Annotated in this window: 23 protein-coding genes and 1 pseudogene; 5 read left to right on the top strand and 19 right to left on the bottom strand. The window is 66.6% G+C overall.

Translation table 11 applies throughout. The features are described from left to right. Positions 1-15 precede the first annotated feature (15 nt). From M0765_RS17520 to M0765_RS17490, 7 genes and pseudogenes are all read right to left on the bottom strand, one after another. The gene (locus tag M0765_RS17520; protein ID WP_258505029.1) at positions 16-1,047 is read right to left on the bottom strand and encodes an XdhC family protein; all 1,032 of its coding nucleotides are present in this window, start codon (positions 1,045-1,047) and stop codon (positions 16-18) included. Positions 1,048-1,126: 79 nt separating this feature from the next. Then, on the bottom strand, positions 1,127-1,669 hold the full coding sequence (locus tag M0765_RS17515; protein WP_258505027.1) for a CoxG family protein: 543 nt from the start codon (positions 1,667-1,669) through the stop codon (positions 1,127-1,129). A 30-nt stretch (positions 1,670-1,699) separates the two neighbouring features. Further along, the gene (locus M0765_RS17510; protein ID WP_258505026.1) at positions 1,700-2,914 is read right to left on the bottom strand and encodes a vWA domain-containing protein; all 1,215 of its coding nucleotides are present in this window, start codon (positions 2,912-2,914) and stop codon (positions 1,700-1,702) included. A gap of 24 nt (positions 2,915-2,938) precedes the next feature. Further along, the gene (locus M0765_RS17505) at positions 2,939-3,841 is read right to left on the bottom strand and encodes an AAA family ATPase (RefSeq protein WP_258505024.1); all 903 of its coding nucleotides are present in this window, start codon (positions 3,839-3,841) and stop codon (positions 2,939-2,941) included. 60 nt (positions 3,842-3,901) lie between these two features. Continuing rightward, on the bottom strand, positions 3,902-4,693 hold the full coding sequence (locus M0765_RS17500; RefSeq protein ID WP_258505022.1) for an FAD binding domain-containing protein: 792 nt from the start codon (positions 4,691-4,693) through the stop codon (positions 3,902-3,904). 22 nt (positions 4,694-4,715) lie between these two features. Further along, on the bottom strand, positions 4,716-7,166 hold the full coding sequence (locus M0765_RS17495) for a xanthine dehydrogenase family protein molybdopterin-binding subunit (protein WP_258505020.1): 2,451 nt from the start codon (positions 7,164-7,166) through the stop codon (positions 4,716-4,718). Positions 7,167-7,213: 47 nt separating this feature from the next. Further along, positions 7,214-7,681: pseudogene (locus M0765_RS17490) on the bottom strand ((2Fe-2S)-binding protein); the annotation flags it as partial. A gap of 181 nt (positions 7,682-7,862) precedes the next feature. Here M0765_RS17490 and M0765_RS17485 point away from each other — a divergent pair. Beyond that, entirely contained in the window at positions 7,863-8,999 is a 1,137-nt protein-coding gene (locus tag M0765_RS17485; RefSeq protein WP_258505019.1) for a helix-turn-helix domain-containing protein, read from the top strand. A 10-nt stretch (positions 9,000-9,009) separates the two neighbouring features. On the opposite strand, the gene M0765_RS17480 is transcribed toward M0765_RS17485, so the two are convergent. From M0765_RS17480 to M0765_RS17430, 11 genes are all read right to left on the bottom strand, one after another. After that, positions 9,010-9,387, bottom strand: a complete 378-nt coding sequence (locus M0765_RS17480) for a nuclear transport factor 2 family protein (RefSeq protein ID WP_258505017.1) — start codon at positions 9,385-9,387, stop codon at positions 9,010-9,012. Between the two features lie 134 nt (positions 9,388-9,521). Further along, positions 9,522-10,379: a substrate-binding domain-containing protein gene (locus M0765_RS17475; RefSeq protein WP_258505015.1), complete on the bottom strand. Its 858-nt coding sequence runs from the start codon at positions 10,377-10,379 to the stop codon at positions 9,522-9,524. Further along, complete coding sequence (locus M0765_RS17470; RefSeq protein ID WP_258508321.1) at positions 10,376-11,077, bottom strand: ABC transporter ATP-binding protein; 702 nt, start codon at positions 11,075-11,077, stop codon at positions 10,376-10,378. Before M0765_RS17470 ends, M0765_RS17475 begins: the two co-directional genes overlap by 4 nt. A 14-nt stretch (positions 11,078-11,091) precedes the next feature. Continuing rightward, positions 11,092-11,850 (bottom strand): ABC transporter permease, encoded by a 759-nt coding sequence (locus M0765_RS17465; RefSeq protein WP_157612973.1) that lies wholly within the window; start codon positions 11,848-11,850, stop codon positions 11,092-11,094. A 95-nt stretch (positions 11,851-11,945) separates the two neighbouring features. Beyond that, on the bottom strand, positions 11,946-13,418 hold the full coding sequence (locus tag M0765_RS17460; RefSeq protein ID WP_258505013.1) for a M81 family metallopeptidase: 1,473 nt from the start codon (positions 13,416-13,418) through the stop codon (positions 11,946-11,948). Beyond that, positions 13,415-14,671: a Zn-dependent hydrolase gene (locus tag M0765_RS17455; protein ID WP_258505012.1), complete on the bottom strand. Its 1,257-nt coding sequence runs from the start codon at positions 14,669-14,671 to the stop codon at positions 13,415-13,417. The genes M0765_RS17460 and M0765_RS17455 overlap by 4 nt, the downstream gene beginning before the upstream one ends. A gap of 34 nt (positions 14,672-14,705) precedes the next feature. Further along, the gene (locus M0765_RS17450; RefSeq protein WP_258505011.1) at positions 14,706-15,419 is read right to left on the bottom strand and encodes an ABC transporter ATP-binding protein; all 714 of its coding nucleotides are present in this window, start codon (positions 15,417-15,419) and stop codon (positions 14,706-14,708) included. Beyond that, entirely contained in the window at positions 15,416-16,183 is a 768-nt protein-coding gene (locus M0765_RS17445) for an ABC transporter ATP-binding protein (RefSeq protein WP_258505010.1), read from the bottom strand. Before M0765_RS17445 ends, M0765_RS17450 begins: the two co-directional genes overlap by 4 nt. Further along, the gene (locus M0765_RS17440; RefSeq protein ID WP_258505008.1) at positions 16,180-17,139 is read right to left on the bottom strand and encodes a branched-chain amino acid ABC transporter permease; all 960 of its coding nucleotides are present in this window, start codon (positions 17,137-17,139) and stop codon (positions 16,180-16,182) included. Before M0765_RS17440 ends, M0765_RS17445 begins: the two co-directional genes overlap by 4 nt. Before the next feature lie 8 nt (positions 17,140-17,147). Further along, positions 17,148-18,008, bottom strand: a complete 861-nt coding sequence (locus M0765_RS17435) for a branched-chain amino acid ABC transporter permease (RefSeq protein ID WP_062362478.1) — start codon at positions 18,006-18,008, stop codon at positions 17,148-17,150. A gap of 26 nt (positions 18,009-18,034) precedes the next feature. Continuing rightward, positions 18,035-19,240, bottom strand: a complete 1,206-nt coding sequence (locus M0765_RS17430; protein ID WP_258505006.1) for an ABC transporter substrate-binding protein — start codon at positions 19,238-19,240, stop codon at positions 18,035-18,037. 192 nt (positions 19,241-19,432) lie between these two features. Here M0765_RS17430 and M0765_RS17425 point away from each other — a divergent pair, with 192 nt between their 5' ends. Then, positions 19,433-20,218, top strand: coding sequence for a FadR/GntR family transcriptional regulator (locus M0765_RS17425; protein WP_258505004.1), 786 nt, complete (start codon positions 19,433-19,435; stop codon positions 20,216-20,218). A 350-nt stretch (positions 20,219-20,568) separates the two neighbouring features. On the opposite strand, the gene M0765_RS17420 is transcribed toward M0765_RS17425, so the two are convergent. Next, entirely contained in the window at positions 20,569-21,525 is a 957-nt protein-coding gene (locus M0765_RS17420; protein ID WP_258505003.1) for a LysR family transcriptional regulator, read from the bottom strand. A gap of 108 nt (positions 21,526-21,633) precedes the next feature. Here M0765_RS17420 and M0765_RS17415 point away from each other — a divergent pair, with 108 nt between their 5' ends. From M0765_RS17415 to M0765_RS17405, 3 genes are all read left to right on the top strand, one after another. Continuing rightward, complete coding sequence (locus tag M0765_RS17415) at positions 21,634-22,989, top strand: aspartate aminotransferase family protein (RefSeq protein ID WP_258505001.1); 1,356 nt, start codon at positions 21,634-21,636, stop codon at positions 22,987-22,989. Positions 22,990-23,063: 74 nt separating this feature from the next. Then, on the top strand, positions 23,064-24,170 hold the full coding sequence (locus tag M0765_RS17410) for a helix-turn-helix transcriptional regulator (RefSeq protein WP_258504999.1): 1,107 nt from the start codon (positions 23,064-23,066) through the stop codon (positions 24,168-24,170). A 50-nt stretch (positions 24,171-24,220) separates the two neighbouring features. Then, positions 24,221-25,657, top strand: a complete 1,437-nt coding sequence (locus tag M0765_RS17405; protein ID WP_258504998.1) for an MFS transporter — start codon at positions 24,221-24,223, stop codon at positions 25,655-25,657. Positions 25,658-25,661: the final 4 nt, after the last annotated feature.

Genomic DNA, 25,661 nt, shown 5'->3' with positions numbered 1-25,661 from the left:
AAGCCGGCCGGGTCCTCAGCTCATCGCGAGCTGCTGCAGGCCCTTGGCGCGCGCCACTTCCATTTCGCGCGGCAGCGTCACGCCGTTCTTCACCGCGAGAATCTCCGCCATCACGCTCACGGCGATTTCCGGCGGCGTCTTGCTGCCGATGTAGATGCCGATGGGACCGCGCAGCCGCGCGAGCGATTCGGCCGTCTGGTCGAAGTGCTCGATCATGCGGTCGCGCCGCGCATCGGCATTGCGGCGCGAGCCGATCGCACCTACGTAGAAAGCCTCGCTCTGCAGGGCTTCAAGCAGCGCCAGGTCGTCGAGCTTGGGGTCATGCGTGAGCGCGACCACGCAGCTGCGCCGGTCGGGCCTGAAGGCCAGCACCGCATCGTCGGGCATCTCGGTGGTGATTTCCACGCCGGGCAGCGACCATGCGGTGCGGTACTCCGCGCGCGGGTCGCACAGCGTCACGGCAAAGCCGCTGAACTTGGCCATCGTGGCCAAGTATTCGGCCAGCTGCCCCGCGCCGATGAGCAACATGCGGTATTCGGGCCCGAAGGTGTTGGTGAGCTCCGCGTCGTTTACCTTGAGCTCGTCCGGCGCCTCGGCTTCGTTCAGCCGCACGGCACCGTTGGCGAGCGTGACCGTGCGCTGCATGAGCTTGCCCTGCTCGAGTTCGGCTACAAGGTCGGCGAGCAAGTCGGCGTCGGGGTCGTATTCGAGCAGAAGCTCCAGCGTGCCACCGCAGGGCAGGCCAAAGCGATGCGCCTCGTCGGCCGTGATGCCGTACTTCACGAGCTTGGGCGGCGCACCCGGCGGCACCTCTTCGCCCTGACCGTTGTTCGCGTGGGCGTGGCTGTAGCGGGCGATCAGGTCGTCCTCGATACAGCCGCCCGAAACCGAGCCGACCACCGCGCCGTCGTCCGCCAGCGCCATGATCGAGCCGACCGGCCGCGGCGACGAGCCCCAGGTGCGCACCACCGTGGTCAGCAGCGCACGCTTGCCGGCCTGACGCCAGTCGCGCAGCGTGCGCAGCACCATCACATCGAGATTTTCCATGGCGTCGCCAGCCCTCAGCTTTCGTTCCCCGGCGCGGCGGACGCGTCCTTGTCGTCCTTCTTGCCGAGGCCCATTTTCTTCATGAGACCGGACATGACGCCTGCCTTCTCCGCGGGTGCCTCCGTCGTTTCTTCGGCGGCCGCGGGGGCGGTCCGTAACGGCTCTGCATCTCGGCCTCGAAGCGCTTGAAAAAGTCGTCAGCGGTCGACTTGGCCGCGCCGTCGATCAGGCGCTGCCCGAGCTGGGCGATCTTGCCGCCGACCTGCGCCTGCACGGTGTAGTCGAGTTCGCAGCCGGCCGGCGCCGGCTCGGCTGCGGCGCCGTCCAGCGGCCTGAGCGTTACGCTGGACGATCCCTTGGCAAAGCCCGCAACACCGCCCTGCCCTTCGAAGGTGAGCTTGTAGCCGTCAGGCGCGACGATGTCCGACAGCATCACCTTGCCGTTGAACTTGGCCGACACCGGGCCGATCTTGACGGCCAGCGCCACGCTGTACTGGTTGTCGCCCGTGAGCTCGAACTTGTCGCAGCCCGGAATGCACTTCTTGAGCGTCTCGGGATCGTTCAGCGCTTCCCACGCCTGCTGTTGCGTGATGCCGAGGCGGCGGTTGCCGAGCATTTCCATGGTGGGTTTCCTTCTTGTTTCCTGTAAGGCCTAGCGGCCGGATCGCATCAGTGCGGCGATGCTGGCGGCCAACTGTTCGAGGGCACCGAGATTGTGGACTGCCAGCATCGCATCTGCATGCCGGTGCAGCACGCCGGCCCCACGCGCCAAAGGGGCGTAGCCCTCGAAGCGCAGCAGCGGATTGAGCCACAGCAGCCGGCGCGAATGGCGCTTGAGCCAGAGCAGCTCACTTTCCAGCAGCGCGGGCTCTCCGGTGTCGAGCCCGTCGCTGATCACCAGCACCAGCGTGCGGCGGCCCGTGAGCCGGCGCGCATGCGCGCGGCGAAGCTCGGCCAGCGAACTGCCCAGCCGCGTGCCGCCCGCGAAATCATCAATGGCAAGGCTGGCCGCGCCCAGCATGGCGTCGGTATCGGCCAGCCGGAAAGCAGGCGTCAGGTCGGTCAGGCGCGTGCCGAAGGCGAACACATCGCGGCGCCCGGCGCGGCGGGTGGCTGCATGCAGAAACGCGAGCAGCAGCCGCGCATAGCGTTCCATCGAGCCGGACACATCGACCAGCACCAGGAGCGGCAACGGCTGTTCGCGGCGGCTCAGCTTCGGCAGGCGAAGTATTTCGCCGCCCGTGCGCGCCGCCTCGTGCAGCACGCCGGGCCAGTGCATGCGCGCATGCTGCGAGCCCGCATCGTTGGCCGGGCGCAGCCGGCGCGACGGCAGCGAAGGAATGGGCAAGGAGATATCGCGCGCCAGGCGTTCGACCAGCCGGTATTCCGAAGCACCGAGCGCATTGAAGTCTGCATGCTGCAAACGCTGGCGGTCGCTCGACGTCATGGCGGCATCGAACTCGACCTCCTTGTCGGGCTTGGCGGCTACGGCAGGCTTGGCCGGGTCACGCGGCGCGGTGAGTGCCTCGCGCACGCGCGGTCGGCGCTTGGAAGGTTCGGCCTTGCCCTCGGCGCTCGGCAGCATCTGCGCGAGCAGCTTGTTGGCGAGTTCGGGATCGCGAAACCACGCATCGAACAGTTCGCGGAACACCATGCGGTCTTGTTCGCGGCTCACCATCACGGCTTCCATGGCCGCGCTCAGGTCGAGCCGGCTTTCCACGCCGACCAGCGTGGCCGCTTCGGCGGCGAGGGAGATTCGCATGGCATCGGTACGCACACCGGCGCGGCGTAGCGCGCGGCCAAAGGCGGTGATGTTGCCGGCCAGCTTGCCGCTGCGTACATCGCCGAGTTGCTGGATACCGGTCATGCGGGCCGCCTTGGCAAGCCACGCTCAGGGCGCGACCGGTTCCTCGGGCTTCAGCAGGTCGGACGCCAGCTCACGCGTGAGCGCGGCCACGTCGTCGCGCTGCTTGAACAGGATGCCCGAGGTGTCGACGACCACTTCAGGGTCGAGCTCGACCGTATCGAGCGCAATCAGCGCCCTCGCCCATTCGACGCTTTCGGCAATGCCGGGCGCGCGCTGGAACGCGTTGACAAAGGGGGCATCGCGCAGCCGCGCGACGAAGGCGGCTACCTGCGCGGAAAGCTTCTCGCCGGCCTCAGGCACCTGGGCTCGCACAATGGCCAGTTCGCGTTCGCGCTCAGGGTAGTCGAGCCAGTGATAGAGGCACCGCCGCTTGACCGCATCGTTGAGCTCGCGCGTGCGGTTGCTGGTAAGAATGGTGACCGGGGGCACCACCGCGCGCACCGTGCCCAGCTCGGGAATGCTGACCTGGTATTCGCCAAGGTATTCGAGCAGGAAGGCTTCGAACGGCTCGTCGGCCCGGTCGACCTCGTCGATCAGCAGCACGGCGCCGGGCGCCGGAGTTTGCAGCGCCTGCAGCAGCGGGCGGCGAATCAGGTAATGCGGCTGGTACACCTCGGCTTCCACATCGCGCGCCGCGCCGGTGGCTTCGGCCGCGCGCATGTGCAGCAGTTGCGCGGCGTAGTTCCATTCATAAAGTGCCTCGCGCTGTTCCAGCCCGTCGTAGCACTGAAGGCGCAGCAACTCGCGGCCGAGTGCGGTCGACAGCGCCTTGGCCAGCTCGGTCTTGCCGACGCCGGGCTCACCCTCGAGCAGCAGCGGGCGCTGCAGCTTGAGCGCAAGGAACACGGCCGTCGCCAGGCGGCGGTCGGCAAAGTAGCCGGCCTTCATCAAGCCGTCCGAAAGGGAATCGATGGTCGGGAAGATCATGGCAAAGCGTAGCGGAAGACGCGAGATGTCGTCGCGCCTTCCGTTTCTCGCCTGGCTGCTTCAGCCCAGCGCCTTGGTCACCGCGCGCTGCGTGAGCACGCTGATCAGGTTGGCGCGGTAGGCCGCAGAAGCATGCAGGTCGCCGTTGAGCTCGCTCGCATCGATCTTCACGGCTGCGGCGGCCGCCGCCGTGAAGCTCTTGTTGAGCGCATCTTCGAGCCCCGCATGCCGGAACACGCCGTTGCCCGCGCCGGTAATGGCAACCCGCACCCCGCTGTCGTACTGCGCGAGGAACACGCCGACCAACGGAAAGTTCGACGCCTTCTGGCGCAGCTTTTCGTACACGGCGCGCTTGGGAACGGGGAAACGGATCGCGGTGATCAGCTCGTCTTCTTCGAGTGCCGTGGTGAACAGGCCCAGGAAGAAATCGTCCGCCGCGATCTCGCGCTTCGTGGTGACGACCGTGGCGCCCGAGCCGAGCACCGCGCTGGGATAGCACGCAGCCGGATCGTTGTTGGCGACCGAGCCGCCGATGGTCCCCATCGCGCGCACCTGCCGGTCGCCGATGCGCGAGGCCAGGTCCGCCAGCGCCGGGAAGGCGGCTTTCACGTCGGGGTTGTTGGCCACGTCGAGGTGGCGCGACATGGCACCGATGGTGATTGCGCTGCCGTCTTTCTTGATGCCGGTGAGTTCCTTGACGCCGCCAAGGTCCACCAGCCGCTCGGGCGCGGAAAGCCTGAGCTTCATGGAAGCAAGCAACGTTTGCCCGCCGGCCAGCGGCTTGGCGCCGGCGGTCACCAGCTTGGCCGCATCGGCCACGGTAGAGGGCCGTTCGAGTGTGAAGGCGTACATGGTGTGATTCCTTCTTATATGTTCAGGGGGCCGGGCGGCCTTGGGTGCTTGCGGAGAGCGCGGGCTCCTGCGGTTGCGTATCCGCCGCTGCGCTTCCGCTGCCTTTTTGCATCGCCTCCCACACGCGGCTGGCCGAGGCAGGCATGTCGAGGTCCTTGATGCCGAGCGGTGCCAGCGCGTCGAGCACGGCGTTGATCACCGCCGGCGGCGAGCCGATGGCACCGGCCTCGCCGCAGCCCTTGGTGCCGAGCGGGTTGTGCGTGCAGGGCGTGCACACGGTGTCGAGCTTGAATTGCGGAAAGTCGGCGGCCCGGGGCATGGCGTAGTCCATGAAGCTGCCGGTGAGCAGCTGGCCGGTCTCGTTGTCGTACACGCAGTTTTCGAGCAGCGCCTGGCCAATGCCCTGCACCAGCCCGCCATGCACCTGGCCCTCGACGATCATCGGGTTGATGATGGTGCCGAAGTCGTCCACGGCGGTGAAGCGGTCGACGCGAACCTCGCCGGTCTGCTTGTCGACCTCGACCTCGCAGATGTAGGTGCCACCCGGGAAGGTGAAGTTCGTCGGGTCGTAGAAGGCGGTTTCGTTCAGCCCGGGCTCGAGCTTGTCGAGCGGGTAGTTGTGCGGCACGTAGGCCGTGAGCGCCACCTGACCGAACGGAATCTTCTTGTCGGTGCCCTTGACCGTGAACTCGCCGTTGGCAAACTCGATGTCGGCATCGCTCGCCTCCATCAGGTGCGCGGCAATCTTCTTGGCCTTGGTCTCGATCTTGTCGAGTGCCTTCATGATGGCCGCGCCGCCCACCGAAATGGAGCGCGAGCCGTAGGTACCCATGCCGAAAGGCACACGGCCGGTGTCGCCGTGCACCACATCGACGTTGTCGACCGGAATGCCCAGCCGCGCCGCGACCACCTGCGCAAACGTGGTTTCGTGGCCCTGCCCATGGCTGTGCGAGCCGGTGAACACCGTCACGCTGCCGGTCGGGTGCACGCGGATTTCGCCGCATTCGAACAAGCCGGCCCGCGCGCCGAGCGCCCCGGCGATGTTCGAAGGCGCGATGCCGCAGGCCTCGATGTAGCTCGAGTAGCCGATGCCGCGCAGCTTGCCCTGGGCTTCGCTCGCCGACTTGCGCTGCGCATAGCCTTCGACTTCGGCCAGCACCTTGGCCTTGTCCATGCAGGCGTGGAAGTCACCCGTGTCGTACTGCAGCGCCACCGGCGTCTGGTACGGAAAGGTGGTGATGAAGTTGCGCTTGCGGATCTCGTCCTGGCCCAGGTTCATTTGCCAGGCGCAGCGCGACACCAGCCGCTCGAGCAGGTAGGTGGCTTCGGGCCGCCCCGCCCCTCGGTAGGCATCGACCGGCGCCGTGTTGGTGAACCACGCATCGACCTCGACATAGATCTGCGGCGTGGTGTACTGCCCCGCGAGCAGCGTGGCATAGAGGATGGTGGGCACCGCGGTCGAGAAGGTCGACAGGTAGGCGCCCAGGTTGGCGTCGGTGTGCACGCGCATCGCAAGGAACTTGCCGTCCTTGTCCATCGCCATTTCGGCGTGGCTCACATGGTCGCGGCCATGCGCATCGGACAAGAAGCATTCGGAGCGCTCCGCCGTCCACTTGATGTTGCGGTTGAGCTGCTTGGCTGCCCAGGTCAGGCACACGTCTTCGGCGTACAGAAAGATCTTGGAACCGAAGCCGCCGCCCACGTCGGGCGCAATCACGCGCACCTTGTGCTCGGGCAGGCCGAGCACAAAGGCCGTCATCAGCAAGCGCTCGACGTGCGGGTTCTGGTTGGACACATACAGCGTGTAGTCGTCGGTGCCGCGGCTGTAGCTGCCGATGGCCACGCGCGGCTCTATCGGGTTGGGCACCAGGCGGTTGTTGACCAGGTCGAGCTTGGTCACGTGCGCGGCATTGGCAAACACCGCGTCCACCGCGGCCTTGTCGCCGAGCGCCCACTTGTAGCACCGGTTGTCGGGCGCTTCGTCGTGCAGCGTGACGCCGCTCGCCGTCTTGGCCGCGTCGGCCACGCTCACCAGCGCGGGCAGCACGTCGTAGTCGACCACCACGGCCTCGGCTGCGTTCTTGGCCTGCTCGACCGTCTCGGCCACCACCATGGCCACATGGTCGCCCACGTAGCGCACCTTGTTGATCGCAAGGATCGGGTGCATCGGCTCCTTCATGGGAGTGCCGTCGGGGTTGTTGATGAGCCAGCCGCAAGGGAGGCCACCCATCTTTCCTTCGATGTCCTTGCCGGTGAAGATGCCGACCACGCCGGGCATCTTGAGCGCCTCGGCCGTGTCGACAGACTTGACGACGGCGTGGGCGTGCGGCGAGCGCACGAAGACCGCATGGCTCTGGTTGGCCAGCGTGATGTCGTCGGTGTAGTTGCCCGCGCCGGTCAGGAAGCGATAGTCTTCCTTGCGCCGCAGCGCCTCGCCGATGTGGGGCAGGTTCGAGAAGTCGGAAGCACCCATGATGCCGCTCCGTTCAGGCCGGCCGTGGCCGTGGTTTTGACCGGGGTGCCCGAGGCCATGGCCTCGCCGCCCATCTTCACGGCCTTGACGATGTTCTGGTAGCCCGTGCACCGGCACAGGTTGCCGTCGAGCAGCTCGCGGATCTCGGACTCGCTCGACTTGGGGTGATGCGTGCACAGGTCGATGGCGCTCATGACCATGCCGGGGGTGCAAAAGCCGCATTGCAGGCCGTGGCACTCCTTGAAGGCAGCCTGCATTGGGTGCATGGTGCCGTCGGGTTGGGCCACGCCCTCGATGGTGGTGATCTCTGCGCCGGCCACTTGCCCGACCAGGATGTTGCACGACTTCACCGCGCGCCCGTTCAGGTGCACGGTGCATGCGCCGCATTGGGCGGTGTCGCAGCCCACATGGGTGCCGGTGAGATGAAGATGCTCGCGGATCGCGTGCACCAGAAAAGTGTTGGGGGGAGCGTCGACCGTGGCCGGTCGGCCGTTGACCGTGAAAGCTACCTGCATTTGGCTGTCTCCGTTGAAGGTGATGGCTGGTTCAGCGAATGGCATCTTGGACGCCGGCCCCCTGCACTATCCTAGGCAAAACCCTCACCGCTTGCGCAGTGCGCGCGAAATTCTCAAAATGAAACAACTTGCGGCCAGGCAAGCTCCATAAAAAGACGCCCCATCCGAGCGAATCGACCCGATGCCCGCCTCCACCGTTCCGTCCCTCCCCGAGCGTTCCCTCGCCATTGCGCAAGCCCGCCGGGAGCTGATCCACGGCGAGGCCGGCCGTGCGCGCGGCACCGTGCGCATCGATCCGTGGATCGTCCGCTCGTGGCAGCGCTGCATCGAAGCGGGGCGACAGCCGCACCAGCGCGTGAACTTCGACCCCGTGGCCCAGTCGGCCATTCGCGAGGTGGCCGAGCGCAACCGCGCCCTCCTGGCGGCGGCCCGCCCGGTGATCGAGCGGGTGTCCCGCGCCATTGCCGACACGCGCTATTTCGCTGTGCTGACCGATGCCGACGGCATCGTGGTCGACGTGGGCCCGCTGCCCGACGGCACCGACACATCCACCCGCTATGCCCGCCACATCGCGCGCGTGGGGGTCGACCTTTCGGAGCGCGCGGTGGGCACCAGTGCCATCAGCACCGCGCTGAGCGAGCAGGAATCGGTGTGGCTGCATCGCGGCGAACATTTCTTCGAGGACACCAGCATCTACAGCTGCGCCGGAGCGCCGCTCTTCGGTCCGCAAGGCGACTGCATCGGCATGCTCGACCTGACCGGCGTCCAGGTGGTGGAACGGCCCGAGCTGCGGCACCTGGCCGTTCTATCGGCGCGCAGCATCGAGAACACGCTGGTGCTGAACGAGCCTTGCGAGCTGCGCCTGCATCTCTCCTGGCCGGGTTGCCCGGGCAACGAGGCCACCGAAGGCCTGCTGTGCATCGACGGGAGCGGCAACGTGACAGGCGCCAATGCGGCGGCGCGGCAGATGCTGCACCAGCCCCTGGCGCGCGGCCAGCATGCGCTGCATTGCAACGACCTGTTCGCGCTGCCCCTGAACATGCTGTTCGATGCCGCCCGGCGTGGCGACGCCGTGCTCGAAGTGCCGCTCTGGTCGGGCCTTCGCGTTCAGGTCGAGGCCCGGCGCGGCGGCCGGCGCTCGGCGGGTCCGGCGCCCGAAGCCCAGCCCAGGCTGCGCGACGTTGAAACCGCCCTGATCCGCAAGGCCGTGGCCGATGCGCGCGGCAACGTCGCTGAAGCCGCGCGCACGCTGGGCATCAGTCGCGCCACGGTCTACCGCAAGCTGTGGCGCGGGCGGCCCGCCGGGTCTGCGGACTGAACCGCGGCGTTCAGGCGCCGACCGGCACCTTGTCGAGGAAGCCGGTCACCGAGCGCAGCCTGCCGGCGTCGAGCTGGGCGAAGTCGGTACCCTGGATCAGGTCTTCAGCCCCGCTGGGGCCAAGCGTCCACGAAAAGCGCAGGTTGTCGCCGTGCGCCTCGGCATTGCCGAACAGGCTGAAGCGAAAGCCCGGATAGCGCTGGTGCACGGCGCCGACCAGCGCGCTGATCTGCTCGCGGCCGCTGGCCTGCGCCATCGGGTCCACGTAGCTAGCATCGGCGGTCCAGGCGGCTTCGATCAGCTCGGCCCGGCGTGCGGCATCGGTCTCGTTCCAGACGGCGATGTAGCGCTGGGCAATGGCGGTGGCGTCGTGTGCGGCGGTGTTCATGATGACGATTCCTTTCGAAGATCTCGACCCGCAACATCGCGGGGTGAAGGAATAGTCGCGCCGGGCGCTTCCGGCGTCGATGACCTGGGAGGTCATGGTGCGCACCGCAGCGGCTGCCACCGCCGCAGGTTTCCTCAGTTGGCCAGCGCGTTCGGAAAGAACAGCTGCTCGCCGCCGATCTTGTAGGCCGCAATGCTCTGCTGCCCCGCGGGCGAGATCACCCAATCGACGAACTTCTGCGCGCCCTTGCTGTTGAGCGAGGGGAATTTGGCCGGGCTCACGACCATCACGCCGTACTGGTTGAAGAGCCGCTTGTCGCCCTCGACCAGCACCGCAAGATCGGCGCGGTTCTTGAAGCTGAGCCAGGTGCCGCGGTCGGCCAGCACGTAACCGCCCGACGATGCTGCAATGTTGAGCGCCGGCCCCATGCCGCAGCCGCATTCCTTGTAGCCCGAGCCCTTGCGGTCGTTGGGCACGGGCTGGCCCGCTTCGGCCACGCCGGCCTGCGTCCAGAGGCGGCGCTCGGCGGCGTCTGTGCCGCTCTTGTCGCCGCGCGAAACAAAAGGCGCGTTGGCCGCGGCAATCTTCTTCAGCGCGGCGGCAATGTCCTTGCCGCTCGCGCCGGCCGGGTCGGCCTTCGGGCCCACAAGCACGAAGTCGTTGTACATCACCGGATAACGCTTGGCGCTGAAGCCCTCTGCCACGAACTTCTCCTCGGCCGCGGTGTCGTGCACGAACAGCACGTCAGCATCGCCGCGCTTGGCCATGTCGATGGCCTGGCCGGTACCCACCGCCACCACCTTGACGTCGATGTCGCTGGCCTTCTTGAAGGCCGGCAGCAGATGGGCGAACAAGCCCGACTGCTCGGTGGACGTGGTCGAGGCCATGGTGATGGCCTCGGCCTGCACGGCCCCCGCGGCCATGAAGAAAACAGCCATCGCCAGCGAGGCCCGGATGCCCGCATTGCCGCGGTGCTTGAAGAACGGATTCATGCCAACTCTCCTTTGACGAACAGGCGGGCCTCTTCAGGCAGAGGCCCATGGAAAAAATCATGCACAGGCAAATCGGCCAGCACGCGGCCGTGCTCCAGATAGACCACGCGGCTCGCCAGCCGCTTCACCTGGCCGAGGTTGTGGCTTGCAAACACCAGCGTGCGGCCGACCGCGGCCTCGGCAATGAGCGTTTCGACCTCGCGCTTGGCAGTGGGGTCGAGGCTGGCGGTGGGCTCGTCGAGCAGCAGCACCGCCGGGTGCAGCGCCCAGGCGCGCGCCAGCGCCACCCGCTGCTGCTGGCCGCCCGACAAGGCGCGGGCATTCCGGTCGGCCAGGTCTTCGAGCCCCACGCGCGCCAGCGCCGGAATGGCGGCGCGGCGCGCATCGCGCCAGCGCGTGCCGCGCAGCCACAGCGCCATCGCCACGTTGAAGACCACCGAAGCGCGCAGCATGTGGGGGCGCTGGAAAAGCATGGCCTGATGGCGCCGCGGCGCCGCGCTGGTGAAGCTTCCGGCCGCGTGCGGCACCAGCCCGTGCAGCAGCCGCAGCAGCGTGGTCTTGCCGCTGCCGTTGGCGCCGATGAGCGCCACGCGCTCGCCGGCCGCGATGGTCAGGGTGGCGCCTTGCAGCGCCGCCACGCGCCCGAGGCGAACATCGACGCCGTACAGCGCGAACACGGTGTTGTCGGCGCTCGCCATCTGCACCTGTTCGTTCACGGCCGCACCTCCGGCCGGCGCCAGGCCGCAAGGCCGCTGCCTTCGCCCCCGCCGCCGTCGACGCGCTCGCGCCAACCGCGAACGGCGGCAATGGCCAAGTTGAGCACCAGCACCACACCCAGCAGCACGATGCCCAGCGCCAGCGCCAGCGGCAGGTCGCCCTTGCTGGTTTCGAGCGCAATGGCGGTGGTCATCACGCGCGTGAAGCCGTCGATGTTGCCGCCCACCACCATCACCGCGCCCACTTCCGAGACGGCGCGACCGAAGGCCGCGATGAGCACGGTGAGCAGCGCATAGCGCTCGTCCCACACCAGCAGCAGCGCGCGCACCAACGGCCCCGCGCCCAGCGAGCGCAGCTGCTCGCCGTGTGCGCGCTCGGCATCCTCGATGGTCTGGCGCGTGAGCGCCGTAACCACCGGCAGCACCAGCACGGTCTGCGCGAGCACCATGGCCTTGAAGGAGAAAAGCCAACCCAGGAACCCGAGCGGCCCAGAGCGCGACAGCAGCAGGTAGATGACCAGCCCGACCACCACCGAGGGCAGCGCCAGCAGCGTGTTCAGCACCGTGAGCAGCGCGGCGCGGCCACGAAAGCGCGCCACGCCAAGCCATGCCCCCAGCAGCAGGCCCAGCCCGCAAGCCAGCGCGCACGCACTGGCACTGACCGCGAGCGACCGCCCGACGATCGCCAGCAGCACCGGATCGCCCGACACGAGCAGCTGCCAAGCGGCGACGGCGCTCTGTGCAAAAGTGTTCACGCGGTGGGCTTCATGGGTGTAAGCGCCGCAGTATCGGGGTGTACCTCCAATTACCTATGCAACTTTTTGCATAGGTAGGCGAATACCCCGTCCGCTCAGATTGCGTCGAGCGGAAACACGGGCCTGCGCACCTTCGAAAACGGGAACAGGCCGTAGTCCGAACTGGTCACGCCCGGGCTGTCGCACTCGACCAGGGCGGCCGAGATCGGCTCGAACACCGGCCGGCAGTACATGCGCGACTTGAGCAGCAAGAACCGCTCTTTGCGCGGATCGAGCCCAGCGCATTCGAAGACGCCGATGTCCCAGGGCTCCTGCGTTCGCTCGGTCACCACGATGCGCGCCGCGCCGATGTCGAACAGCACCGTGCGGCCCATGCTGCTGCGCTGGCCGGTGTAGGTCGGGCCGGTGATCACGTATTCGCCGTTGCAGACGGTGCGCACCGTGCCGGTCAGCATGACGGGCTTCTTCGACAGGCCGATGCCTTCCAGCGACACCTTGTTGCCCAGCGCGACCGAAACCGTAGCCCCCTCGCCTGCCGCAATGAGCTCGGCCACCGCCTCGGGGTCGCACAGCGGGCCCACACCAATCCCGTCGAGTCCCTGCGCCAGCGCTTCCTGCAGCACGTCCATGGTGTCGCAGCTGCCGCCCGACATGCAGTTGTCGCCATGGTCGAGCAGTAGCACCGGACGCGTCGCGCCTTCGGCGATGGCCTTCGCACGGGCCACCGATTCGGCCAGCGGCTCGCTGCGGTAGATGAACGCCTCACGCTCTTCCCACATCCGCACCGCGATGCGGTCGGCCGTGGCCTGCGCGCGCTCGGGAGATCGCGCATCGACCGCCACCACGCTCATACAGGGCGCCTCGATGTCCGACAACGAGAAGCCGGCAAAGATCGACACCGCGAGCGACTCCGACTTCTCGGCTTCGCGTGCCGCCTCGATGGCCCGCTGCATTGCGCCGGTGAACGATGCGCTGCGCAGCGTGTGCGCCATCAACGGCAGCGGGTGCCAGCGCATTGCGGGCTTGCTGCGACCCGCGAGCAGATCGAAAAGCAGCCGGCCCGCATGCTCGCCCGTCTCGTACATGTCGATGTGCGGGTAGGTCTTGAAGCCGACGATCACGTCCGCATTGCCGACCATCGCGGGCGTGACGTTGGCGTGCAGGTCGAGCGCCACGCCAATGGGCACGTCGGGTGCCGCGGCGCGCAGCCGCACCAGCAGGTCGCCCTCCCCATCGGCGCTGTTTTGCGCCACCATGGCGCCGTGCAGGTCGAGCAGGATCGCATCGCAGCCCGGCGCCGCATCGACGATGCACTGCGTGAGCACGGTGTAGGCCTGCGCATCGACCGGCCCGCTCGGATTGGCCGAGGCCGACACCGGCGTGACCAGCGTCGCACCCGCCTGCTCGGCCAGGTCGATGAAGGCCGACATGGCGGTGCGCATGCCCTTGTTGTCCTTGTAGGCCTGCTCGCCGAACGTGGGGCCATCGGGCCCGAAGGCCGCGAGTGGCGTGGGCACCGGCGAGAAGGTATTGGTTTCGTGATTGAGCCTGGCGATCAGCACCTTCATTGCAATGCCACTCCCGCGCTTTGCAGCATGGCCTGCAGCAGCACATTGCAGCCTGCCTCGAGGTGGTCGGGCTGCGCATCCTCGATCTCGTTGTGGCTGATGCCGTCGAGGCAAGGCACGAAGATCATTGCCGTGGGACACACGCGCGCCAGGTACACCGCGTCGTGCCCCGCACCGCTGATCACGTTCATCCAGGTCATGCCCTGCGCCTGCGCCGCCTCTCGAATGGCCGACACCAGCGTGGGCGTGAAGGGCTGCGGCGGAAAGTAGACGACCTGCTCCACCGTGGCCTCGACCTTGCCCTTGGCGGCAATGCGCTGCACGGCCTCCTTCAGTTCGGCATCCATGGCCGAGAGCACCACGTCGTCCGCCGCGCGCAAGTCGACGCTGAGCTTCACGCGCCCCGGGATCACGTTGCGCGAGTTCGGATAGTTGTCGATCCAACCCACCGTGCCGCGCGCATGCGGCGCATGGGCCAGCGCGATGCGGTTGACTTCGATCACCAGCTCGGAGGCCGCGAGCAATGCGTCTTTGCGAAGTTCCATGGGCGTGGGGCCGGCGTGGGCTTCCATGCCCTGTACCACCACGTCGTACCAGCGTTGCCCCAGGGCGCCCTCGACCACGCCGATGACGCGTTCATTCGCCTCGAGCACCGGCCCCTGTTCGATGTGCGCTTCGAAATACGCGCCCACCGGCGATGCCGCGGCCGAAGCCGGCGCGCTGCCTGAGTAGCCGATGGAAGCCAGCGCTTCGGCCACGCTGATGCCCTCGGTGTCGCGCTGCGCGAGCGCATGCTCGAGCGTGAAGGCATCCACGAACACGCCCGAGCCCATCATCACAGGCACGAAGCGCGAGCCTTCCTCGTTGGTCCACACCGCGATTTCCAGCGGGGCCTCGGTCACGATCTTGGCATCGTTCAGGCTGCGGATCACCTCCAGCCCGGCCAGCACGCCATAGTTGCCGTCGAACTTGCCGCCCGTGGGCTGGGTGTCGATATGGCTGCCCGTAACCACCGGCGGCAGCGTGTTGTCGCGGCCCGCGCGGCGCGCGAAGATGTTGCCGATCTGGTCGACACGCACTTCGCAGCCGGCTTCACGCGCCCAGCGGGTAAAGAGGTCTCGGCCCTGCCGGTCGAGGTCGGTCAGTGCAATGCGGCAGACGCCGCCCTTCTCGGTCGCGCCGAGCTTCGCCAGGTCCATCAGCGAGTTCCAGAGGCGGTCGCCGTTGATGCGGAGTTGGGTGGGTGAGTTCATGGCTTTGCAAAAAAGATGAAGGGGTTCGAAGGCCTCAAGCAAGGCCCACGCCCAGGTAGCGGTCTTTCACATCGTGGTCGGCCATGAAGGCGGCATTGCCGGCCTCGTGCACCACCACGCCCTGCTCCAGGATGTAGTGCCGGTCGGCCAGTTGCACGCACACTTCCAGGTTCTGCTCCACCAGCAGGATGGCCACGCCGGCCGCCTTGATGAGCTTGAGCTGGGCGACGATTTCTTCCACGATGACTGGCGCAAGGCCTTCCACGGGCTCGTCGAGAATCAGCAGGCGCGGGTGGTTCATCAGCGCGCGGCCGATGGCCAGCATCTGCTGCTCGCCGCCCGAAAGCTGGCCACCGCCATTGCGGCGCCGCTCCTTCAGGCGCGGAAAGATGCGGTAGATGTCGTCGAGCTGCCAGGGCGAGTCGCGCCGCTGTCCGAGCAGCAGGTTTTCTTCCACCGTCAGCAGCTTGAAGACGCCGCGATGCTCGGGCACCAGGCACACGCCGCGCGTGGCAATGCGGTGCGGCGGCATGCCCGCGATGTCCGCCCCTTGAAAGCGCACGCGGCCGCTGGTGGGCGTGACGGCGCCGGCAATGCTCTTGAGCGTGGTCGACTTGCCCGCGCCGTTGCGGCCCAGCAGCGTGACCAGTTCGGCTTCGCCCACCGTCATCGACACCCCTTGCAGCACGTGGCTCTTGCCGTAGTGCGCGTGCAGGCCTTCGACCTCGAGGATATTGTTCCCGCTCATGCCTTGCCCCCGGTGATCATGTTGCCCAGGTAGGCCGTGCGCACGCGCGCATCGGCACGGATGTCGCCAGGCAACCCTTCGGCCAGCACGCGGCCCAGCTGCATCACGGTCACGGTGTCGGAAATGTCCATCACGATATTCATGTTGTGCTCGATCAGTACCACGGTGTGCGCGTCGCGCAGGCCGCGGATCAGCCGCTTCATGTCGTCCAGGTCGTCGATGCCCATGCCCGAGGTCGGCTCGTCCAGGAAGATGGCCTTGGGCTTCGCGGCCAGCGCCATGCCCACCTCGAGGCGGCGCTGCTGCCCGTGCGAAAGCTCGCTGGCGGGCACGTCGGCCAGCCGCGTGAGGCCCACGCGTTCCAGCACCTCGGCCACCGTCTCGGCACAGGCGCGCTCGCCGACCGGCGCACGCCAGCAGTTCATGGCCTGGCGCGGCGCAATGCCCTGCGCCGCCACGCGCAGGTTCTCGCGCACCGGCAAGCTGGCGAACAGGCTGGTGACCTGAAACGAACGCGCCATGCCGCGCTGCACGCGCTTGTGGTCGGGCTCGCGCGTCACATCGTGGCCGTCGAACAGGATGCGTCCACCGGTTGTTGTGCCGGTGCCCGTGAGCATGTGGAACAGCGTGGTCTTGCCCGCGCCATTCGGGCCGATCACCGAGTGCACCGTGTTGCGCCTGATCTTCAGGTCGACGCCGCCGAGCGCAGCGAACTTGCCGTAGTGCTTGGTGACGCCGATGGCTTCGATGAGGATGTCGCTCATGCTTTTTCTCCCTGTGCCAGCGGCGCCTTGTCCGCAGTAGGCGTCTTGCGGAACACGCGGCGCCATGCACTCTCGCCCAGCCCCCAGAGGCCGCGTTGCATGCCGATGCTCACGCCGATCAGCAAGAGCCCCAGCAAGAGCAGCCATCGCGGCCACAGCGTGGAAAGCCAGTCGGCCAGCAGCACGTAGAAGGCGGAGCCCAGCACCGAGGCAAACAGGTTGCCGGTGCCCCCGATCACGGTGATGACCAGGATCATTTCGCTCGTGTGGTATTCGGCGTTCGACAGCGGCGCAATGCCGGTCATCATCGCGTGCAGGCCACCCGCCAGGCCGGTGACGGCGCCCGAGATCACGAAGGCCAGCAGCTTGAAGCGCTTGAGGTCGTAGCCCACCGCGGCGGCGCGGTCTTCGTTGTCGCGAATGGCGAGCAGCGTGCGGCCGAACACCGAGTCGGTCACGCGCAGCAGCAGGCCGAAAGCAATGAGGAAGATCACGGCCACAAAGGCGTAGTACTTCCAGGGCGTGTCCATGAAGGCGGGGCGCGGCACGTCGAGCAGGCCGTTGTCGCCACCCGTGAGGCCCGAAGCGGTGTACGCCACAAAGTAGAACATCTGCGCGAAGGCTAGCGTGAGCATCACGAAGTAGGTGCCGCGCTGGCGAATGGCCACCCAGCCGACCACCGCTGCACCGAGCGCCCCCATGGCGATGGCGGCCAGCAGCGCGAGCGGCATCGGCAGCTGCAGCCGCGTGAGCAGAATTGCGATGGTGTAGCTGCCCAGCCCAAAGAAGATGCCCTGGCCGAACGACAGCAGGCCCGTGTAGCCCAGCAGCAGGTTGCAGCCCAGCGCGGCAAGCGCATAAATGAGCACCTCGCTCGCGAGCGAGCCCGAGCGCAGCACCAGCGGAAGGCCCAGCGCAACGACGAGCGCCAGGAGGAAAGTTACTTTTCTTGGCATGGCGATGTTCATCCTCTGCGGCCGAGCAAGCCATGCGGGCGCAAGAGCAGCACCGCACCCATTGCAACGTAGATCATCAGGCTCGCCCCCGGCGGCCAGATGGTGCTCATGAGGCTTTGCACGATGCCGATCAGCAGGCCGCCGACCAGCGCCCCGCCAAAGCTGCCGAGCCCGCCGATCACCACCACCACGAAAGCGACGCTGAGCGCCTCCACGCCCATGAAGGGCTCCGCGCCGCGGATCGGCGCGGCCAGCACGCCGGCCAGTGCCGCGGTGGCCGCACCCAATGCGAACACCAGGCTGAACACACGGAACACGTTGATGCCGAGCAGCGACACCATCTCGGTCGACTCGCTGCCCGCGCGCACCGCGCTACCGAGGCGCGTGCCTTCGAGCACCCACCACAGCAGCACCGCGAGCACGGCGGTGAAGCCGATCACGAACAACCGGTACTTGGGATAGATGAAGCTGCCCCACATCACCACGCCCTGCAGCAGGTCGGGCGTCGGCACGCTGTTGCCAAGCGGTCCCCAGAACACGATGACTATTTCTTGCACCGCCAGCGCAAGGCCCACGGTCACGAGGATGTGGAATTCATGTGCCTTGGCATAGACGCGGCGCAGCAGCAGCTTCTCGGCCAGCCAGCCGAGCGCGCCCACGAACAGCGGCACCAGCACCAGCGCGGCCCAGAAGTCGAGACCCCACTGCATGGCCTGAAAGCACAGGTAAGCGCCCAGCAGATAGAAAGCCCCGTGCGCAAAATTCACGAAGCGCAGCAGGCCGAACACGATGGACAAGCCAACGGCCAGCAGGAAATACAGCATGCCAATGCCGATTCCGTTGATGGTCTGGAGCAGGTAGACGGTCATGGGCGCGTCGGTGTCCTCTTGCGGCCTCAGGCCAGCTTGCAGCCGGTCTTGTCGACGGGCAGGAAAGACTTGCCCGAACTCACCACGTCCACATAGTCGGCCGCGTTCTTCATCTTCGACTTGGCCTTGCCCTTGAGCAGGTAGTAGTCCTTGACGACCTGGTGGTCGGCCTTGCGGATTTCTTCAGTGCCGGTGAGCCCCTCGTACTTCATGCCTTCCAGCGCGGCAATCACGGCCTTCTGGTCCACGGTGCCGGCCTTCACGATCCCGTCGATGAGGATCTTGGTGCAAACATACGAGCCCGCGAGGCTGTAGTTGGGCACGATCTTCAGCTTGTCGGACGTGAGCTTCACCAGGTCCTTGTTGAGCGTTGTGTCTGCGGTGTGCCAGTACTGCGCGCCAAAGTACACGCCGTCGCACAGGTCGGCGCCGAGTTCGTCGAACTGCTCCAGGCCCGAGGCCCAAGCCATGAGGATGGTCATGTTCTTGTGCATGCCGAAGCTCACCGCCTGGCGCAGCGCGGCCGACGATTGCGCGCCGAAGTTCAGCAGCAGCAGCACGTCGGGCTTGGCCGCCATGGCGTTGGTGAGGTAGCCGCTGAACTCCTTCTCGTTGAGCGAGTGGTAGCTGTTGCCCACGTGCTCGATGCCCTTCTCCTGGAAGATGTTCTTGGCCGCGCCCAGGAGGCCTTCGCCGAACACGTACTGCGGCGTGATGGTGTACCAGCGCTTGGCCTTGGGCATCGATGCAATCAGCGGGCGCACCGTCTGCTCGATGGCGCCGAAGGTGGGCACCGACCAGCGGAAGGTGGCGGGGTTGCAGTCCTTGCCCGTAATTTCGTCGGCACCCGCGGTGGTGATGAACACGCCGCCGGCCTTTTCGGCCTCCTTGCCCATGGCCAGTGCTTCAGACGACAGGATGCCGCCCGCGAAGAACTTGGCGCCTTGCTGCTGCGAGGCTTCCTGCACCTTGCGAACGGCAGTGGCGGGCTTGCCTTCGGTGTCGAGCACTGTGTAGGCCAGCGGGCGCTTGAGCACGCTGCCGTATTGCTCGATGGCCAGCTTCATGCCCAGGTCCGCGAACTTGCCATTCGCCGCAAAGGCGCCCGACATGGGCACCGGGCAGCCGAAGCGAATGGCCTCGGCCGATTGCGCAAAGGTGGCGCGGCCTGCCAGGAGCGAGGCGGGAGCGGCCGACAGGGCGGCAAGCTGAAGAAGGTGTCTGCGTTGCATGGAATTCTCCGGACGTGGTTAGGGGAGGTAAGAGAAAGGTGAGGCCTCAGGTCGGCTGCAAATTTAAGCGGATAAATATGATTAATATGCTGGTAAAAACCCGCTAGCAATGGCCGTGCCAAAATCCGGGCAAGGTCCGGGCCCGATACCTGCTCCAGATGCCTCATCACTCTCGAAAATGACTCGCTACGCATGAAATCGACGCAGGACGCCATGGCATTCGGGCAGAACCGCCCCAAGCGGCAAAAGCTCTCCGACGTCATCGTCGAGGACGTCAAGCGCTGGATCGTTGCCGAGCGCAAGCAGCCGGGCGACCGGCTGCCCAATGAGAAGGAGCTGATCGAGCTCTTCGGCTATTCGAAGAGCACGGTGCGCGAAGCGTTGAAGGCGCTGGAAGTGCGCGGGCTGATCTCGATTCGCACGGGGCCGGGCGGCGGGGCCTATTTGCAGCAGGTGTCGGTCGACCATGCGTCGGAGCCGCTACGCAACTTTCTGCACTTTCATCACCTGGACGGCCACCACATCTACCAGTTGCGCAAGGTGCTGGAGCCCGAGTTGGCGGTGAGCGTGATCGGCAAGCTGACGCCCGAACATTTCGAACGGCTGGAAGCGAATGTGCGCCTTTGCACGCTGGAGCCCACCAACGAAGATGAACTGCGCACGCAGCGCGAGGCCGAGCTCGCGTTTCACACGATGCTGGCGGAGGCTTGCCCCAATCCGGTGCTCTCCTTCATGTGCCGCTTTCTCAACGACCTGCTGCGCGACCTGGTGGTCTACAAGAAGGCGCTGGACCATCACCACTTTGGCGAGGCCAATGTCGACTACCACACGCAGCTGCTGGCGGCCTATCGCCGGGAAGATGCGGATGAGGTGCGCCGGCTGATGGCCGAGCACATGGTCGATGCCGAGGCGCACATGCATGAGATGGAGGCGCATATCGGGGCCAAGCATCTGTTGTTACCTAGCGGGCAGCGTTGATTCTTCAGCGCTGCTGATTCGGGGCGCTGTTTTTCTGGTTGTTGTTCAGGGCGCTGCTGTTCAGGGCGTGTGCAAAGGCCACCGGGTACTCCCCTCCGCGAATGTCCCCGGGCTTCGCCCTCCTCCTTTATTTCGCTGCGGGGAGCACCCGATGCCCTGTGCACACCGGGCGCCGCGCTTGTTCCGTGCGATCAACCACCGCCCTGAACAACGATCACGTCGATGGGGTGCCTTGCGCAGCGAAATAAAGGAGGAGGCCGCAGGCCGGGGGACATTCGCGGAGCAAGGTACCCCGTCGGCGGGAGCGCCGCCCTGAATCACACCGACGCCAAACCAACCAGAGCGGCAATTCAGGCGTGCGCCTTCTCCAAGCAGTCTTGAAACGCCAGCACAGCCCGCGAAGGCTTGGGCGACCGCCGCAGCAAGCTCACGAACCGGCACGCGTAGTTGAACCGAGCCGGCAGCACAGGCTTCATGAGCCCGCGCTCCTCGAACACCTGCGCATAGTGGTCGGGCAAGAAACCGAGAAAACGCCCCGAAAGAATCAGCGTGGCAATCGCCTCCTGGTCGAAGCCCGTCGCCTTGCGCGACAGCTTGGCCCGATGACTCAGTTCCATGTTCGGCGAGTGATAGCCCAGTCCCGCGAAGTGATGCTCCCGCAACTTGGCCCATGTGAGCTTTGCGTTGTTGCTCTCGAAGAGCGGATGTCCCTTGCCGCAATAAAGCAGCATCGTCTCGTCGAACAGGTCGGCGTACACCAGGCTTTTCGACGCGCGGTGCGCGGGAATGATGCCGATCTGGAAATTGCCCTCCAGCACGCCCTGCTCTATGGCGTTGATCGAGCCTACGTGCACCGCCAAGTTCACCTCTGGCGCGATCTCCGTGAAGCGGGCAATAGCCTCACCGATGCGCGCCTTCGGGTTGGTGGCTGTCTTGTCGAACAGCGCCACTTCCAGTTGCCCGCCCATGCGGTTGTGGATGTCGTCGATGCTGCCGCGAAAGGCGTCGACCGAAGCCAGCAGCCGCAGCGTCTCGTCGTACACGCGCTGGCCCTCGGCCGTGAGCGCAAAGCCAGCCCGGCCGCGCCGGCACAACACCAGCCCGAGCCGCGTCTCCAGGTCTTTCACATGCCGGCTCACGGTGGAGGTGCCGATGTTCAGCTCCAGCTCCGCTGCCGCCATGCCACCGCAGTCGACCACGCTCTTGAACACCTTGAGCAGGCGCAGGTCCATGTCGCTCAGTTGCCCCAGCACGGCGCGGTTGCGCGTGCCTTGGGCACTGTTTTGGGCTTTGGCTTTTACTTGCATGAAACGTCAAGTGAACATTGATATTGCGCCATTCTCCACACTGAAGGCTGTGCCAACAATCTGCACACCTCATTACCTTTCTGGAGCCCGCCCTGCGCGGGAAGCGTCATGACCCTTGCAACGCCCGCCATCGAACCGACGCCCGCCCTGCGCACCGACGCCGCCTGGCTCGACGCGCACTGGATGCCCTACACCGGCAACCGCAACTTCAAGGCCGATCCGCGCATGATCGTGGAGGCCAAGGGCGCCTACTTCACCGACGGCGACGGCCGCAAGATCTTCGACGGCCTCTCGGGCCTGTGGTGCTCGGGCCTTGGCCATGGCCGCCCCGAGATCACCGAGGCGGTGAGCCGGCAGATCGCCAAGCTCGACTACTCGCCCGCGTTCCAGTTCGGCCATCCGCTCTCTTTCGAGCTGGCCAACAAGATCAAGGAGCTCACGCCCGCGGGCCTCGACTACGTGTTCTTCACCGGTTCGGGCTCCGAAGCGGCCGACACCTCACTGAAGATGGCGCGCGCCTACTGGCGCACCAAGGGCCTCGCCAGCAAGACGCGCCTGATCGGCCGCGAAAAGGGCTACCACGGTGTCAACTTCGGTGGCATTTCGGTGGGCGGCATTGCGGCCAACCGCAAGCTCTTCGGCCAGGGCGTCGAAGCGGACCATCTGCCGCACACGCAGATTGCGGCCAACGCTTTCACGCGCGGCATGTCGGAGAACGGCGCCGAACTGGCCGACCGCCTGCTCGACCTGATCGCGCTGCACGATGCATCGAACATTGCGGCCGTGATCGTCGAGCCGTTTGCAGGTTCGGCCGGCGTGGTGATTCCGCCCAAGGGCTACCTGAAGCGGCTGCGCGACATCTGCACCGCGAACAACATCCTGCTGATCTTCGATGAAGTGATTACCGGTTTCGGCCGCTGCGGCGCGCTCACGGGTGCCGAGGCTTTCGGTGTGACGCCGGACATCATGAACATCGCCAAGCAGGTGACCAACGGCGCGCAGCCGATGGGCGCGGTGGTTGCCAGCAAGGACATCTACGACACCTTTATGGCAGCCGGCGGGCCCGACTACATGCTCGAGTTTCCGCACGGCTATACCTATGGCGCGCACCCGGTGGCCTGCGCCGCGGGCATTGCGGCGCTCGACGTGCTGCAGAAGGAAGACATGATCGGCCGCGTGAAAACGCTTGCACCGCATTTCGAGAATGCGGTGCACAGCCTCAAGGGCAGCAAGCACGTCACCGACATCCGCAACTACGGCCTGGCTGCGGGCATCACCATCGCTGCCCTGCCGGGCGAGCCGGCGCGCCGGCCGTATGAGATTGCGATGAACTGCTGGAAGAAGGGCTTCTACGTGCGCTATGGCGGCGACACGATCCAGCTTGCTCCGCCCTTCATTGCCGAAAAAGCTGAGATCGACCGCCTCGTCAACGCACTGGCCGACGCACTGGCCGAAACGAACTAGCGCACGGCGGCGGCGGTTGGCGATGGGCGGCTCTGCATAATGAGCCGGCCTTCATTTCCCTCCCGCCAGCCTCCGTGCAACAGATCGACCTTTCCTACGCGATCCGTCCCCGCCGCAGCGGTTCGCGGCAGATTCGCAATCCGCTGATGCAACTGCTGCAGGCGGTGCGCGAGCACGGCTCCATCTCGGCCGCGGCGCGCGCGCTCGGCCTGTCTTACCGCCACGTGTGGGGTGAGCTCAAGCACTGGGAACAGACGCTCGGCCATGCACTGGTGCAGAGCGAGCAGGGCCAGCGGGCGCAGCTTTCCGAATTCGGCGACAAGCTGCTGTGGGCCGAGCGCCAGGCGCAGGCGCGACTGGCACCGCAGATCGAGGCACTGCACGCCGAACTCGAGCGTGCCTTCGCGCTCGCCTTCGATGACCGCACCCATGTGCTGAGCCTGCAGGCAAGCCACGACGATGCTCTGGCGCTGCTGCGCACCCATGCGGCGGGCACTGTGCAGCTGCACCTGGACATTCATTTCACGGGCAGCGTCGACGCGATACGCGCGCTGAACCAGGGCCGCTGCGTGATGGCGGGCTTTCACACGCTGGAGCATCCGCCGCAGGGTTCGCTGGCACAGCGCACCTACCAGCCGCTGCTCAAGCCCGGGCAGCACAAGCTCATCGGCTTTGCGCGGCGCACGCAGGGGCTGCTCGTGGCGCCCGGCAATCCGCTGCGACTGCGCTCGCTGGCGGATGTGGCGCGGCTGCGCGCACGCTATGTGAATCGCACGATCGGCACCGGCACGCGCGTGCTGCTCGATGAGCTGCTGTCGCAAGCGGGCCTCGATGCCGCTGCGCTCATGGGCTATGAACGCTGCGAAACCTCGCATGCCGCCGTGGCGCACGCTGTGGCTTCGGGACAGGCCGATGCCGGACTCGGGGTTGAATCGGCGGCCCACGCCGAAGGCCTCGGATTCGTGCCGCTGGTGCATGAGCGCTATCACCTGGCCTGTCTGAAGTCGGCACTCGATCAGCCCGCTACGCGGGCGCTGGTGGCGGTGCTGCAGAGTGCAAGCTGGCAGCACCTGCTCGGCACCCTGCCCGGCTACCAAGCCGCGGGCAGCGGCGAAGTGCAGTCGCTGCGCGAGTTGCTCCCGTGGTGGACCTTCCAGCGCGAGAAGACGCACAAGCACTGAAATTGCCGGCAAAGGCAACGCCGGTTGGCCAATAAGTTAAGGTTGTGCCCATGACGGATGCTGTGCACAGCGACATTCCGGCCCGGCTCGACCGCCTCCCCTGGTCTCGCTGGCACTGGCGCGTGGTGATCGCGCTCGGCGTGGCCTGGGTGCTCGACGGCCTCGAAGTGACACTGGTCGGCTCCATAGGCGCCGTGCTCGAACGGCCCGACACACTGGGCCTCAGCGCCGCCCAGATCGGCTGGTCGGGTTCGATCTACATTGCCGGCGCGGTCATCGGCGCCCTGCTCTTCGGTCGGCTGACCGACCGGCTCGGGCGCAAGAAACTCTTTCTCGTCACGCTGGTGGTCTACACACTGGGCACGCTGGCCACCGCGTTCTCGCCGGATTTCGCTTTCTTCGTGCTTTGCCGCTTCATCACGGGCCTGGGCATCGGCGGCGAATACGCGGCCATCAACTCAGCTATCGACGAACTCATTCCGGCCCGCGTGCGCGGCCGCGTGAACCTTGCCATCAACGGCAGCTTCTGGATTGGCGCAGGGCTTGGAGCCGCGCTCAGCCTGGTGCTGCTCGATGCGCGCGTGATCGGGCCGGTATGGGGCTGGCGGGCCGGCTTTGCGCTGGGCGCGGTGCTGGCAGTGGCCATCTTGCTGGTACGGCGCAACGTGCCCGAAAGCCCGCGCTGGCTGATGGCGCACGGCCGCGCCGACGAGGCGCTGCGCATCGTCGAGGCCATCGAGGCTGAAGTGCGGGCGCAGCATGGGCCGCTGCCTGAAGCGCAGGGCCGCGTCGCCTACGTTGGCAATCGCCGAAGCCCGACAATGCGCGAAGTGGCGCACGTGCTGCTGCGCCGCTACCGCGAACGCAGCGTGGTCGCGGTAGCGCTCATGGTGTCGCAGGCCTTCTTCTACAACGCGATCTTCTTCACCTATGCGCTGGTGCTCACGCGCTTCTACGGCGTGGCCGATGACAACGTGGCGCTCTATATCTTTCCGTTCGCGCTCGGCAACGTGCTGGGGCCGCTGCTGCTGGGCCCGCTTTTCGACAGCGTGGGCCGGCGCAAGATGATTGCGCTGACCTATGTGCTGGCCGGCGTCGGGCTCGCGCTGACCGGTTGGGCCTTCATGATGGGCTGGCTCGACGCGCGCGGCCAGGCGCTGTGCTGGTCGGCGGTGTTCTTCCTGGCCTCGGCGGCGGCGAGCTCGGCCTATCTCACGGTCAGCGAAGTGTTCCCGCTCGAGATGCGCGCGATGGCCATCGCCATCTTCTACGCCATTGGCATGGGCGCGGGCGGCTTCGTGGCGCCGGTGCTGTTCGGCGCGCTGATCGAAACCGGGAGCCGGGGCGCCGTGATGGTGGGCTATCTCATCGGCGCCGCGCTGGTCATCGTGGCGGGCCTGCTGGCGCTGCGCTATGCGGCCGATGCGGAGCGCAAGCCGCTGGAGGAAGTGGCGCCGCCGCTGTCGTCAGGTGACAGCGGCCATTGAAGCG

The sequence above is a fragment of the Variovorax sp. S12S4 genome, assembly GCF_023195515.1.
Lineage (GTDB): Bacteria > Pseudomonadota > Gammaproteobacteria > Burkholderiales > Burkholderiaceae_C > Variovorax.
This window is presented reverse-complemented; position numbering and strand designations above follow the sequence as displayed.